The following is a 13313-nucleotide window of genomic DNA, read 5'->3' as shown; positions in this document are numbered from 1 at the left end:
ACCATCCTAGTATATGTTCGGCTTGTACGGAATATTTATACGGTCTACAGATACGGCATCGGGTCCACAGGCGTTCCATTCTGACGGACTTCAAAATGAAGGTGAGGCCCCGTGACTTGTCCCGTTGCGCCGGATTCTGCAATCACCTGACCGCGGCTGACATGCTCGCCTACCTTTACTTTAATACCGCCTTCACGTATATGTCCATAGAGGGTCCACATTCCGTCCCCATGATCGATGATGACACAGTACCCGTAACCGCTCCACCATTCGGCCAGCGTGACGGTTCCCGTTTCAGCGGCGTGGATCGGCGTTCCCTGCGGAACCGCAAGGTCCACCCCTTTATGCATCTTGCCGACTTCCCCCGTAACCGGATGGACTCTTCGGCCGAAAGGCGAAGAAATGCGGGCTCCGCTAACCGGCATATACAGCGGTCCGCCGCTGCCCGAGAAGCCGCCCGAGCTTTCAACCGTCGTTGTGGCGCTCCTCTTCTTGGCCGCTGCCGCTGCTGCAGCCGCTCTCTTTGCAGCAGCCGCTTTGGCTGCCGCCGCCTTTCTCGCCGCTTCTTCGGCCTTCAGCTTGTTCTTCTCCTGCTCCAGGGAAGCACGCTTGCTGACGAGCGTGACGAGCAGCTGATCCTGCTCTTCACTGGTATCGTCGGACTCTTCAATCTTCTGGTCGTACTGTGCGATCAGAATCTGCTTCTGCCGCTCGTTTTCAGCCAGAATGGCCTTCTGGTCTTCCATCTGGGCATACAAATCCTTGGCTTTGGCGTAATCCGACTCCAGTTCCTTTTTCTTAGCCAGCACCAATGCCTTGTCCTTCTTGTGCTGTTCCAGCAAATCTTTATCCTGGTCTACGAATTCCTTCAGCGCATCGGCCCGTTCCAGGAAATCGGAGAAGCTGGTCGATGAGAGCAGCACTTCCAAGTAGGATACGTTGCCGTCGGTATACATAAGCCGTACCCGCGATTCCAGCATTTTCTCCCGCGACTGGATCCGCTCTTCGGCAGCATCCAGCTCGGCCGCGGTCTGATGAAGCTTGTCCTGCGTATCGTCAATTTGAACCGTCAATTTGGTCATCGTGTTGCTCACCGTATTAATCTGGTTCATGACGTATTGAAGGTTTTGAGTCGTTTTATTTTTGTAATGCTGCGCTTCCTGCTTCTGGGCTTCCGCCTTGCTCTTCTGCTGCTTGGCGGTCTTCGCCTGCTGCTGCAGCACTCTCAGTTCATGGTCGATCTCATCGACCGTTTTTTTCTTTGCCAGACCTTCCGAAGGCTGAAATACAGCCGCTGCGATCATAACTACGGCCAAACATGTGGCGATCTTTTTCAACTTGCGTTCCCCGTCCTTTTCCAAAAGTTTCTCCTGTATAACCAAGACTCTCCGTCAGCTGCTTATCGTTCTTGTTCTTATACCTTCAAAAATTTGCGAATAGATAGGGTCGTTCCCCACATGCCGATCAGCACGCCGAGGACAATCAGTAATCCTCCCCACTGCCACAGCTGGCTCAGCGGGAGAAGGGACATCTGGAGCGTAAAATCCGAGCCGATGGAGGCGGCCAACCGGTCATAACCGACGAACAGCAGCGCCACCGTGATGACGGACCCGATCAGGCCGATCAGGGTGCCCTCCACGAAGAACGGCCAGCGGATAAAATAATTCGTCGCCCCGACCAGCTTCATGATGCTGATTTCCCGGCGGCGGGCAAGAATCGTAACGCGAATGGTGTTGGAGATCAGGAACATCGACATGACGGCGAGGCCGGCCACGAAAATAAACCCGATGTTGCGCACCAGGCGCGTCACTTTAAACAGCATTTCGATTGTGCCTTTGCCGTACTTCACTTTCATGATCGGCTGCTCCGTATGGCTCGTGTTCAGCGCCTCGATCTTCTGGGCGACGAACGGAACCGTCGTCGGCTCGATCACCTCGACCATAATCGTGTCCGGCAGCGGGTTGTTATCCTTGCTGAAGCCTTCCAGCAGCTCCTTCCCCTCGTCTCCCATACTTTTGCGGAAATCGGTGAGGCCCTGCTCTTTGGAAATAAACTGCACTTTGCTGACCTCCGGCATCGCGGAGATTTCGTTCTGCACCTTCTCGCGCAGCTTCTGGTCGACGTTCAGGTTGAGATAAGCGCGGATCTGCACTTGTTTATCGGCCTTGTCGGCCAAAGCGTTGACATTGAGCACCAGGATGATAAATACCCCGAGCACGAACAGGGATACCACGATGGAGGTAACGGAGGCTACGGTCATCCACCCGTTGCGGAAGATGCTGTTAAACCCGACCCGCAAATGCCGCAGAAAGGTGTTAAAAGTCATACCCGTACTCCCCTCTCTGCTGGTCGCGTACAATGTTGCCGTGCTCGATCGCGATGACGCGCTTGCGCATCGTGTTCACGATCTCCTTGTTGTGGGTGGCCATGACGATGGTCGTTCCGCGGAAATTGATCTCATCAAGCAGCTGCATGATGCCCCATGAAGTTTCGGGGTCCAGGTTGCCGGTAGGCTCGTCCGCGATAATGACCGCCGGGTTGTTCACAATGGCTCTCGCGATCGCGATCCGCTGCTGCTCCCCCCCGGACAGCTGCGCCGGAAGGCGGGTGGCTTTGGACTTCAGTCCAACCAGATCCAGCACCTCCATCACGCGCTTTTTCATCTGCCGCTTCGGCGCTTCGATGACTTCCATGGCAAAAGCCACGTTTTCATATGCCGACAGCGTCGGAAGAAGGCGGAAATCCTGAAAAATGACGCCGATATTCCGGCGCACATACGGAATTTTCCGCTGCTTCAGCTTGCCGATATTAAAACCGTTCACAGAGATTTGCCCTTTGGTCGGCACTTCTTCTCTATAAATAAGCTTCATGAATGTCGATTTGCCTGCGCCGGACGGTCCGACGACGTATACGAATTCGTTGCGGTCGATCTTGACCGATACGCCTTGCAATGCATGGGTTCCATTCTGGTAGGTCTTCCATACGTCCTGCATTTCAATCACTTCGTTCATCACTTCCTAATTACATAATCAGCCATTATAAATTCGACACATTCCAGCTAATTCCTTTAAAAAAGCGTAGGAATCATCACGATGTGTTTCATTGTAACAAAATTGTTACCTTTTGAGTACCCGAAATTTTTCCACTTTGCCTACATATATATGGAAAGACAGCATCAATCACGATGAAGAGGAAGCGAAAGAGGTGGGAACCCTATGAAAAAAATTCATTTGAGCCTGATCATTATCGCCAGCATCCTGCTGATCGGTTCCGTCACCGCCGGGTGGGTACATCTTTATATCGGACAAAACACCCTTCCGGATAAGATCCAGGTTGCCGGCTACCCGCTCGGAGGAAAAAATTCAGATGAGGCGCTTAAGCTGCTGGACGCCCGTCTCAGACAGATGGAGAGCATTCCCTTGACGCTGTCCGTGGCCGCCAAAGGCATTCCCGATGCCCAGCTGACGCTGAAGGAAGCCGGCGTTTCGTTTGAAGCGCACGCCTTTAAAGAGGCGGTTGCGAAGCTGCATGAAGGGAGCTGGCTGGACCAGCTGAAATACCGCTGGCATTTTCAGACGGACTGGAACATCGTGCCCCACTGGGACATTTCCGCGCTGAAGGAGAAATTTACGCCGGAGTGGGAGCAGGAGCATTTCGGCCTTCCGGTGGAAGCCACGCGGCGGATCTCAGGGAAAGACGAGGTCGTGTACACGCCGGAGGTTTCGGTCTCACGGATTGACTGGAACACGCTCAAGGAGCAGATGACGGCGCTGATTCCGAAGGACTTCGCCCTGATTGCCGGCGGTGAAAAGCCCAAGCTCAGCCTGGACCTTCCCCTGTACCGGATGGTGCCGAATGTCACGATCGGCAGCCTCAAGGAAGAAGGAATCGAGCGAAAGATCATCGAGTTCTCCACCGGGCTCGGTTCGAGCGGGCCGGGAAGGGTATACAATGTCGATTCCGCCGCCAAAGCGGTGAATGGCATGGTGCTGAAGCCGGGTGACGTATTTGACTACAGCAAGGTCATTGCCAAGGCAGAGGAAAAATACGGGTTCCAGGAGGCGCCGGTCATCCTGAACGGGAAGCTGGTGCCCGGAGTAGGCGGAGGCATCTGCCAGGTGTCCAGCACGGTGTACAACGCGGCCGTCCGGACCGGGCTTGAAATCGTCGAGCGGCGCAACCATTCCCTGCCGGTCAGCTACTTGCCGAAAGGACAGGACGCCACGTTTGCCGAAGGCTCGATCAACTTCCGCTTCCGGAACAATACCGGCAAGTCGCTGCTGATTCAGGCCGAAGTCAAGGATCGGAATCTGATCGTCAAATTTTTTGGCACCTTCCCGAAAAATGTCACCTATGACCTCATGTCCCGCACGGTCGAAACTCTCCCGGTCACCGAGAAGTTCGTGCAGAATCCGACCCTTCCGGTCGGCGGCCAGGAGGTCCTGCAGAGCGGCAAACCCGGCTACGTCGTCGAGACTTATCAAATCAAGAAAGTGGACGGCAAGGAGGTATCGCGCAAACGTATTTCCCGTGATACGTACCGTCCGCAAAACCGGCTGATCGCGGTCCATACAGAAGATTCGGGAGAGGGGAGCCCTGCTCCGGGCTCGGAAGAGCAAATCGTGGAGGACGGCGTAAGCGGGCCGAACTTCTGAGGGCAGATGAAGGGCAGCAATGGATTGTCAGCTATAATTCCAAACGAAGCAAAAGGGTGCCTCCGCCGGTTTAACGAAACCGCTGGAGACACCCTTTTTATAATTATATGTGAGCTCTACTGAATAATCCCGATCCGGCGCGCCTGTTCCTCCGTCAAAATGTACTCCTCGCTCGGCCACACTTCCTCTTCGGCCTCGACGCCAAACATCTTCATGACTTCGCCCCAGATGCCTTTCTCTACCGCTTCCGCCTGCGTAATAATGATTTTCATGACGCTCACTCCTTTTCGATTCTTTTACCCTTTTATACCCCGTTTTGGGTGGGTTGATTCGCTTGGCGCTAAAAGGAGTACTTCTTGCCCAACACTTTCGAACTGTGATAGATTAATATTAGAAAACATTTGAAATAAGTTACCTTATTCAAACAGGAGGCATAATCATGGAGCGGCAAAACAAAGTAAAAATCGGCATCCCCGATAAGGAAGGGCAGTTGAGCTTCATGTTTACCCGTGGCGGAGCGCGCCGAGGAGCAGGCAGAAAAGGGATCGGGACGACCCGCAAAGTATCGTTAACTTTATCCGAGACAACATGGGACCGTCTGGATGCCTACTGCGACGACCATCAGTTTACTCGGTCTGAAGTTCTGCGTGGAATGATCGAACATTATTTTTCCGACCAAAATTAAAAGAAAAAGGTGACGCCCGTGCTCGTCCGTATCCCAGGTGATCTTCTGGCTCAAACCGTTCAACAGGTTGCCGTCGCAGCGTCGGTATCCTCGGCACAACCGCAGAACTCTATGATTCATTTACATACGAGTCTGAATGGACTGACTCTTGCATCAGGAACAAGCTCGGGAATGGTCATTCAAGCAAAGCTTCCACTCGATGAGGGACACTATCAAACGGGGTCCATCGCCGTACCCTCGCGTCTATTTGCGGACATGATTCGCAAGCTGCCTGCCGGAGTCGTGACCCTGGAAACACAGCCGCCTTTCCTATTAAAGATTAGCTCGGGCAGTACTGTATTCCGCCTCTACGGAATGGATCCAGAGGATAGCTGTTCCGTTCCAGACCTCGGAAACCACCTGTTGGATGTGGAGCTATCGAGCTCTCAATTTAAAAAAATGGTTCAGCAGGTCGTTTTTGCATCCGCCAGATCCAATGAACCCAGGCCAGTATTAACCGGCACCCTGTTTCACATTGCAAATGGCTCAATGAAGCTGATGGCTACAGACTGTGTGCGCCTGGCTTCATGCACTATCCTTCTTAACCGCAATCTGAGCAATGAAGTTGAGGCCATCATACCTTCCGCATATTTAAAGCATGTCTCCAAGCTGCTGTCCGGAGAGAAGCTGCGGATCTCCTTCAGCAATCACCGGATGGTTATACAGAATCAAGATCTCGCGGCTTACATTCCTCTAATAACCGGATCCTTCCCGCCAATGGAAACGATGACCAACGCCACATATGTAACGGAAGTTCGGGTTTCCTCAGCAGCCTTTCTCAGCGCGATTGAGCGGGTTAATTTGGTTGCGGGCGGGCAAACGGTTCTGCTGAATGGAACACCCCATTCTTTGGAATTAAGCTCCAATACGCCGGAAGTTGGCGATGTTCATGAGACTACTCCTGTGCAGGACTTCCGAGGGGAGCCATTTCGTATTGCTTTCAACGGGAAGTATATGCAGGACATCATACGTGTAATTGACAGCGAATGGATCAGCATTCAATATGCAAGTCCTTTAAAACCCTTGATCGTTACTACTGCTTCTACAAATGAGTCCCTGGTTTATCTGATCACTCCGTTAAGGACTAGAAATACATAGATACAAGCACCGTGAATTGCACACACTTGCCAAAATAAAGAAGAAGCCAAGGCTCGCCACAGCTTCTTCACTTCCAAGAAAGAAAGACTCCAAATCACGTTTTCATTAATGATGCGCCCCATCTTTACGCGCTCCCGGTCCCATCTGGGACATTTGCAGCCGTGATCCGCCCATCAGCGAAACCGATACTAGCGCTAGTGCCGCCGGTATCACGGCCCACAGGAACGCATGGTCCACGGAGACGGATAGCGCGCTGCTGATCTTCTCCATGACCGGTGCCGGGATGAGCGCTCTACGCTCCGGCGAAAGCATCTGCTGCGGATCCATCGTGGCCGGCATATTCTGGCCGGAAGCTCCGCCCAAGGTGCTGCTAAGCCGGTCATGGAAGTCATTTCGCTGGATGATGCCGAAGATCGTAATCCCCACCGTCATTCCCAGCGAGCGCAGGAAGGAAATCGTCGAGTTGGCCGAGCCCCGCTGTCTGGCGTCCACACCCTGGATGGCCGACATCCCGAGCACGGAGAACGAAAATCCCATCCCGAAGCCGGCGACCAGCATATAGATGGACAGCATCATCCGCGTCGTCTCCGGCGTAATCGTGCCGAGCAGCAGCATGCCGCCGCCGAAAATGACTGCCGACAGGATCATGACGCTGCGGAACGACATTTTGGTGGACAGCATACCCCCTACTTGCGAGGCAACTACGGAACTCAGTGTCATCGGAAGTAGTATCAACCCGGAGTTAGTTGCATTTCCGCCCATTACCCCTTGCACGAAAATTGGAATGTACACGGCTGCAGTAATGAAAGCCGCCCCATAGAACAAAGCCGCTGCGCTGCTGAAGGCGAAAAGTCTTTTGCGGAACATGTCGTAGGACACGATCGGTTCGGCCACCTTGGCCTCCACGGCCAGGAAGACGATCATCAGCACGGCAAACGCGGCGAACAATCCGATAATGACCGGTGAATCCCAGGCGTATTTGCTGCCGCCCAGCTCCAGCGCGAACATCAGGCTGACCACGGAGCCCACCAGCGTAGCGGCTCCCCAAATGTCGATCTTTTGCTTGGAATGCTCATGAGACTCATGATAGAACAGCACCACCAGCAGAAAGGCTGCAATGCCTAAAGGCAGGTTAATATAGAAAATCCAGCGCCACTCCAGATAATCGGTGATATACGCTCCGAGAAGCGGCCCGAACAAGCTCGACACCCCGAATACGGCGCCAAACATGCCCGCCATCTTGCCTCTGGACTCCACCGGGAAAATATCAAACACGATCGTAAATGCAATCGGCACCAGCGCCCCGCCGCCGATTCCCTGAATCGCGCGGTAAATGCTCAGCTCGGTAATGCTGTGCGCCGTCCCGCACAAGGCCGAACCCAGCAGGAACATGATGATCCCGAATACGAAAAATCTTTTCCTTCCATACATATCGGACAATTTGCCGAAGATCGGCATGCCGGCCATCTCTGCCACCATATACGCGGAGGTGACCCAGACGAATTGGTCCAGACCGCCAAGCTCGCCGACAATCGTCCCCATTGCGGTGGAGACGATTGTGTTATCCATCGCGGCGATCAGCACGCCGAGCAGCAGACCGGCGACGATCAGACCCAGCCTGTTCTTTTTCACTGCCATGTTACGCACTACCCCTTTATAAGTTTGTAAAATATCTTATCCCAGCCGGACAAACCGGCCTACACTTGCCGCCGTGTCCTGCTTGAATTCGTCCGTATACTCCACCAATCCGATCTCGCATCCGCTACCGATGTTTACCCTTCTGCCCCGGACGACGGCAGCCTTGGTGTTCTCCAGATAAACGACGTCGCCTTCAATGCTCTCCGCGCTGAGCTCCCCGCCGTCGTAATGGGAAGTCATCTTCCCGAACAACGGAATCTCCAGCCCTTTCTTGACGGTGATCTTGGCACCTACGAGCTCTCCAATCCGGCTCGGTCCATACATTTTAATCTCGACGAGCTCGCCGTTCAGCATGCCCGGGACTTCCACTACGCCCCGCACGAGCAGCTCCTCCGTCTGGCCGGACGCCGCCCGGAGGCCGCCGTTGATCTTGACGAAATCCGAAGACACATTGCCGCCGACGGCCAGCTCGCCGTTAATGCTGATGCTTTTCAACTGCAGATCCCCGGACACGCTTACCCCGCCCTGAGACTTCAGCAGTCCGCCCCGAAGGTTCTCCCGGACGTTCAGCGTTCCGTTGACGGATGCGGTTTCCGCGATCAGGGAGCCGTTCACCTGAGCCGTGCCCAGGCATTTAAACAGCCCGCAGTCCGCCGTACTGCTGATTTCCGCGTCACCCATAATTTTGACCTGGTTAAAGGTTCCGCCTCCCGAGCTCCCGCTGCCCGTGATTTTGATATCGCCAAGCCCTTGGCGGTTTCCATTTGCCGTCATGACCTTTTCCTCCCTTATGAATACCCGGTCGTCCGGGCATTCCCTGAATGTTGTCTCATGCACCCGTGTTCGAACGTTGCTCTATTGCTGCCTAGCAGCTGGTTTCAGCGCAGATTCAGATCTGCTTCGCCGATCCGACCTGAGCGTCTCCGTCCCGCTTGAAATCGACCTTGTATTCGACTCTGCCGATTTTGCAGCCGGGGCCGATCCGTACTTCGCTGCCGCGGACGACATCCGCTTCGGTATATTCCAGGTCCACGAAGTCCCCTTCAATGAGATCGGCCTTCAGGCGGTTGTTGAAGACAGGGGCCAACTGCAGCAAAACAGGCGCTTTCTTCAATCGGCGCACGGTAATATGATCCCCGCCAATTTCCTTGGCTTTGCTGGCCAAGCTCATCTTCAAGTCGATCTCGCCAGCATTCACCAGCCCATCCACGTTAAAGCCGCCGTGAACCGAAAGCACCTCGCACTGCACGTCCCCTCTCGACTTCAGGCTGCCCGACACTTCCACTTTCTCACTGTTGAGCCCCTTTTCCAGGGTGACTTGGCCGTTGATCGCAGCAGATTCGCTGCAGCGGGTCATCTCTTTGACCGATCCCATGCCGTCCAGAATCAAACGTTCGGCCGATAAATTGCCGCCGATCGACATCGTCCCGTTGATCTTGACCGTTTCCCCCAGCACCGAACCCGAAATGTTCAGGGTGCCGTTGGAATCCAGCGTAATGCAGTCGATATCTCCCTTCACCTTGCTGATCCCGTCAATCCTAACCGTTTTATACACACCGGACGCCACCGTCCCGATGCCCGACATCGACATGTCATGTCTTTGTTCCCGCTCCATCGCCTCAAACCTCCGATTGGTTGATTTTTAATTTCAATTCCTCGATACAGCCCCTTAAAGGCAGGCGGAACACCCACTTGGCATCCCGGTCCACATATACATGCTCGGTAGTCTCGATTAGCAGCAGCAGCGGCACGCCCATTTTGCGGACGAGCGCCAGCTCGCACGGTCTGCTTGCCACTTTAGCGTAATGATCCCGCATGAGGGATAACAGCATCTTGCCTTCATCCCGGGTTATTTCTCCGCTCTTGAGCAGCTTCTCCAGTACATAGACCGAGAGAACGTCGGCGAACGTCAGCACGTCCTGTTTCCCCAGCTCCTGTTCGAACAGATCCAGCGTCATATTTGTAACAATGTTACGTTGTAAAAGCTCGCCGGGAGTGATCGATACTTCGCCGGAGCTCGGTGAAAACACATCGGCCAGCTCGTCGAGGGACAAACCGTCCTTCATATTGAGAATGCGGTCTATACGCTGCAGTATTTTTTGCTTTGGAAAAAAGGTCTCCTGTCCCGTGAAGGAAGACTTGCGGATAAACCATTCCTCGGGAATGAGGTTTTTCCGCTTCCAGCGGTACAGCTGTCCATAGGAAATCCCGGTCAGTTCCAGCAGTTCCTTTTTGGAAATCTCTTCTTCGTTCATTGCACATCCTCCTCGCAGAATTAATGTAACATAACATTGTTATGTTGTAAATACGGCAAACGAAAAAATGGGGGGACCCAACGAAAAAAGACGCCTCCACAAGGGAAGCGCCTTTTACTATCTGCTATTTCTGATCTGCTCAATCACATAACCACACCGTAATGGCTATCGTTTATACGTGCTCGGCAAGCCACTGCTCTGTCATGCTGAGCAGCACCTCACCGCGTTTAATCGCTTCCGCCACCTGATCCGTCGCCGTGCCTCCGTACACATTGCGAGCGTTCACGACGGTTTCCGGCCGCAGCACCTCATAAATCGTGTCGTCGAACAGCGGCGAAAACTGCTGGAACTCCTCCATCGTCAGGTCAAGCAGGTACTTGCCCTGCTGGATGCAGTACAGCACCGTTTTACCGATGACTTCATGCGCCTGGCGGAACGGCAGCCCTTTGCCCACGAGGAAGTCGGCGATGTCCGTCGCATTCGAGAAGTCCTGGTTGACCGCTTCGCGCATGCGGCTCTTGTTCACCTTCATTGTCGCGATCATCGGCGCAAACAGCTGCAGGGCTCCCTCCAGCGTGGCCACCGTGTCGAACATGCCTTCCTTGTCTTCCTGCATATCCTTGTTGTACGCCAAAGGCAGCGACTTGAGCACCGTCAGAAGGCCCATCAGGTTGCCGTACACACGGCCGGTTTTACCACGAACCAGCTCCGGCACGTCCGGGTTTTTCTTCTGCGGCATGATGCTGCTGCCGGTACAGAAGGCGTCGTCCAGCTCGATAAAGTTAAACTCCGTGCTGCTCCACAACACCAGCTCTTCGGACAGGCGGGAGAGATGCATCATGATGATGGACGCGTGGGACAGGAACTCCACGATAAAATCGCGGTCGCTGACCGCATCCAGACTGTTCTCGTAGACCCGGTCAAACTGCAGCTGCTCCGCCACGAAATGGCGGTCGATCGGGAACGTCGTCCCGGCCAGGGCTCCTGCGCCAAGCGGCAGGACGTTGATACGCTTGTAGCTGTCCATTAGGCGCTCAATATCGCGCTGGAACATGGACACGTACGCCATCAGATGATGGGCGAACAGAATCGGCTGCGCCCGCTGCAGATGCGTATACCCTGGGATGATCGTATCCAGGTTGTCCCTTGCTTGTCCGATCAGCGATTTTTGCAGCTCATGCAGCATGCCGGCCAGCTCGACGACCCGTTTGCGCAAATACAGGTGCATATCGGTCGCCACCTGATCGTTCCGGCTGCGTCCCGTATGCAGCTTGCCGCCAACCGGGCCGATCTCGGCGATCAGATTTTTCTCCACGTTCATATGGATGTCCTCGTCCGCCACCGAAAACTCGATTTCGCCGCGGCGGATTTTATCCAGCACGGTTTGCAGCCCCGCCTTGATCGTCTCCACGTCTTCCTGCGGAACGATTCCGCATTTGCCCAGCATCGTCACATGAGCCAGGCTGCCTTGAATATCCTCCTCGGCGAGCGCCTGGTCAAAACCGATCGAAGCCGTATATTCGTCTACCAGATGGTTGGTCTGCTTCGTAAAGCGCCCTCCCCACAGTTTGCCCACTATCGTTCTCTCCCCTCTTGCTTGACAGCAGAGGGCCGCTCCTTCCCGTGACCGACAAGGAACGGCCTCCCTACGACATGCTTGTGCTGTTGATTATATCATGGAAAAATTATTTGTTCTGTGCCACGCCTGTGCCGACTTTAAGACGCAGGGCGTTCAAATGGATAAAGCCGGTAGCATCCCCTTGATCGTACGCTTGGGTCGGATCGGCTTCCATCGTGGCGATGTCCGGGTTGTACAGGCTGACCGGGCTCTTCACGCCGGCGGCGATGATATTGCCCTTGTACAGCTTCACGCGCACTGTACCGGTCACGTTCTTCTGGCTTTCGGTCACGAGCGCCTGCAGTGCCAAACGTTCCGGTGCGAACCAGAAGCCGTTGTACACGAGCGTGCTGTAACGGGTGATCAGGCTGTCGCGCAGGTTCATCACTTCGCGGTCCATCGTGATTGACTCCATTTTGCGGTGCGCGGTGAAAAGGATCGTGCCCCCTGGCGTTTCATACACGCCGCGGCTCTTCATGCCGACAAAGCGGTTCTCCACCATGTCTACGCGGCCGATGCCGTGCTTGCCGCCAAGCTCGTTGAGGCGCTCCATTACGGCCAGCGGGTTCAGCTTCTCGCCGTTAATGGCGACGCAGTTGCCCTGCACAAAATCGAGCTCCACATATTCCGCCTCATCCGGCGCATCCTCAGGAGACACGCTGAGCAGATACATGTCTTTATTTTCCGGAGCACTGGCATCGAACCAAGGATCCTCAAGTACGCCGCTCTCATAGCTGATATGCAGCAGGTTGCGGTCCATCGAATAAGGCTTCGCCGCAGAGGCTGTTACCGGGATGCCGTGCTTCTCGGCAAAAGCGATCATTTCCGCGCGTCCCGGGAACTCGTTGCGGAATTCCTCAAGACGCCATGGAGCGATGACCTTGATGTCCGGAGCCAGGGCCGCAGCCGCCAGCTCGAAACGCACCTGGTCATTCCCTTTGCCCGTTGCGCCGTGCGCGATTGCAGTTGCGCCTTCCGCGCGTGCGATGTCCACCATGCGCTTGGCGATCAGCGGGCGCGCAATGCTCGTGCCGAGCAGGTACTGCCCCTCATACAGCGCTCCCGATTGGAACATCGGGAAGATGAAATCCTGTGCGAACTCGTCGCGCAGATCGTCAATGTATACTTTCGAGGCGCCGGTAGCCAGTGCCTTTTCCTCCAAACCGTCCAGCTCTTCCTTCTGTCCGATATCGGCCGTAAATGCGATGATTTCAGCGTCATACGTTTCCTTAAGCCACTTCAGAATGACCGACGTATCCAGACCTCCGGAATACGCCAGTACGATTTTTTCTTTTGCCATGTCTTAACTCCCTCTCCTGACTAAT

General features: G+C 54.6%; 13 protein-coding genes. 3 read left to right on the top strand and 10 right to left on the bottom strand.

Going from position 1 to position 13313, the window contains the following annotated elements:
* Window positions 1-44 precede the first annotated feature (44 nt).
* The 3 genes from ABID47_RS23760 to ftsE all read right to left on the bottom strand — a co-directional run bounded on the left by ABID47_RS23760 (window position 45) and on the right by ftsE (window position 3002).
* Entirely contained in the window at window positions 45-1337 is a 1293-nt protein-coding gene (locus tag ABID47_RS23760; RefSeq protein WP_354500458.1) for a murein hydrolase activator EnvC family protein, read from the bottom strand.
* A gap of 77 nt (window positions 1338-1414) precedes the next feature.
* Complete coding sequence (gene ftsX / locus ABID47_RS23755) at window positions 1415-2326, bottom strand: permease-like cell division protein FtsX (RefSeq protein WP_354500361.1); 912 nt, start codon at window positions 2324-2326, stop codon at window positions 1415-1417.
* Window positions 2316-3002, bottom strand: coding sequence for a cell division ATP-binding protein FtsE (gene ftsE / locus ABID47_RS23750; protein ID WP_089550485.1), 687 nt, complete (start codon window positions 3000-3002; stop codon window positions 2316-2318). The genes ftsX and ftsE overlap by 11 nt, the downstream gene beginning before the upstream one ends.
* Window positions 3003-3215: 213 nt before the next feature.
* Between ftsE and ABID47_RS23745 the strand changes: the two genes are divergently transcribed.
* Window positions 3216-4655, top strand: a complete 1440-nt coding sequence (locus tag ABID47_RS23745; RefSeq protein WP_354500359.1) for a VanW family protein — start codon at window positions 3216-3218, stop codon at window positions 4653-4655.
* A 116-nt stretch (window positions 4656-4771) separates the two neighbouring features.
* On the opposite strand, the gene ABID47_RS23740 is transcribed toward ABID47_RS23745, so the two are convergent.
* Complete coding sequence (locus ABID47_RS23740; protein ID WP_163882621.1) at window positions 4772-4927, bottom strand: hypothetical protein; 156 nt, start codon at window positions 4925-4927, stop codon at window positions 4772-4774.
* A gap of 167 nt (window positions 4928-5094) precedes the next feature.
* Between ABID47_RS23740 and ABID47_RS23735 the strand changes: the two genes are divergently transcribed.
* Entirely contained in the window at window positions 5095-5340 is a 246-nt protein-coding gene (locus tag ABID47_RS23735) for a ribbon-helix-helix domain-containing protein (protein ID WP_251678242.1), read from the top strand.
* Window positions 5341-5349: 9 nt separating this feature from the next.
* Window positions 5350-6477: a DNA polymerase III subunit beta gene (gene dnaN, locus ABID47_RS23730; RefSeq protein WP_354500357.1), complete on the top strand. Its 1128-nt coding sequence runs from the start codon at window positions 5350-5352 to the stop codon at window positions 6475-6477.
* A 105-nt stretch (window positions 6478-6582) separates the two neighbouring features.
* On the opposite strand, the gene ABID47_RS23725 is transcribed toward dnaN, so the two are convergent.
* From ABID47_RS23725 to ABID47_RS23700, 6 genes are all read right to left on the bottom strand, one after another.
* Window positions 6583-8115 (bottom strand): MDR family MFS transporter, encoded by a 1533-nt coding sequence (locus tag ABID47_RS23725; RefSeq protein ID WP_354500355.1) that lies wholly within the window; start codon window positions 8113-8115, stop codon window positions 6583-6585.
* 36 nt (window positions 8116-8151) lie between these two features.
* Window positions 8152-8889: a cytoplasmic protein gene (locus tag ABID47_RS23720; protein WP_354500353.1), complete on the bottom strand. Its 738-nt coding sequence runs from the start codon at window positions 8887-8889 to the stop codon at window positions 8152-8154.
* Between the two features lie 115 nt (window positions 8890-9004).
* Complete coding sequence (locus tag ABID47_RS23715; RefSeq protein WP_354500351.1) at window positions 9005-9730, bottom strand: bactofilin family protein; 726 nt, start codon at window positions 9728-9730, stop codon at window positions 9005-9007.
* A 4-nt stretch (window positions 9731-9734) separates the two neighbouring features.
* A complete protein-coding gene (locus ABID47_RS23710; protein ID WP_354500349.1) occupies window positions 9735-10370 on the bottom strand; it encodes a YhbD family protein in 636 nt (211 codons plus the stop codon).
* A 172-nt stretch (window positions 10371-10542) separates the two neighbouring features.
* Window positions 10543-11946: an argininosuccinate lyase gene (gene argH, locus ABID47_RS23705; RefSeq protein ID WP_089549762.1), complete on the bottom strand. Its 1404-nt coding sequence runs from the start codon at window positions 11944-11946 to the stop codon at window positions 10543-10545.
* 109 nt (window positions 11947-12055) lie between these two features.
* Window positions 12056-13288: an argininosuccinate synthase gene (locus ABID47_RS23700; RefSeq protein ID WP_076174549.1), complete on the bottom strand. Its 1233-nt coding sequence runs from the start codon at window positions 13286-13288 to the stop codon at window positions 12056-12058.
* Window positions 13289-13313 lie beyond the last annotated feature (25 nt).

The sequence above is a fragment of the Paenibacillus favisporus genome (assembly GCF_040545415.1).
GTDB classification, from domain to species: domain Bacteria; phylum Bacillota; class Bacilli; order Paenibacillales; family Paenibacillaceae; genus Paenibacillus_AQ; species Paenibacillus_AQ favisporus.
Note: the sequence above shows the minus strand (reverse complement) of the source record. Positions and strands in the feature narration are given on the sequence as shown.

What these genes read in the sequence shown, in the direction of transcription:
- ABID47_RS23710 (WP_354500349.1), bottom strand. Translation starts at nt 10,370, where the DNA reads ATGAACGAAGAAGAGATTTCCAAAAAGGAACTGCTGGAACTGACCGGG.
- ABID47_RS23745 (WP_354500359.1), top strand. Translation starts at nt 3,216, where the DNA reads ATGAAAAAAATTCATTTGAGCCTGATCATTATCGCCAGCATCCTGCTG.
- ABID47_RS23715 (WP_354500351.1), bottom strand. Translation starts at nt 9,730, where the DNA reads ATGGAGCGGGAACAAAGACATGACATGTCGATGTCGGGCATCGGGACG.
- ABID47_RS23735 (WP_251678242.1), top strand. Translation starts at nt 5,095, where the DNA reads ATGGAGCGGCAAAACAAAGTAAAAATCGGCATCCCCGATAAGGAAGGG.
- ABID47_RS23700 (WP_076174549.1), bottom strand. Translation starts at nt 13,288, where the DNA reads ATGGCAAAAGAAAAAATCGTACTGGCGTATTCCGGAGGTCTGGATACG.
- ABID47_RS23740 (WP_163882621.1), bottom strand. Translation starts at nt 4,927, where the DNA reads ATGAAAATCATTATTACGCAGGCGGAAGCGGTAGAGAAAGGCATCTGG.
- ABID47_RS23720 (WP_354500353.1), bottom strand. Translation starts at nt 8,889, where the DNA reads ATGACGGCAAATGGAAACCGCCAAGGGCTTGGCGATATCAAAATCACG.
- ABID47_RS23725 (WP_354500355.1), bottom strand. Translation starts at nt 8,115, where the DNA reads ATGGCAGTGAAAAAGAACAGGCTGGGTCTGATCGTCGCCGGTCTGCTG.
- ftsX (WP_354500361.1), bottom strand. Translation starts at nt 2,326, where the DNA reads ATGACTTTTAACACCTTTCTGCGGCATTTGCGGGTCGGGTTTAACAGC.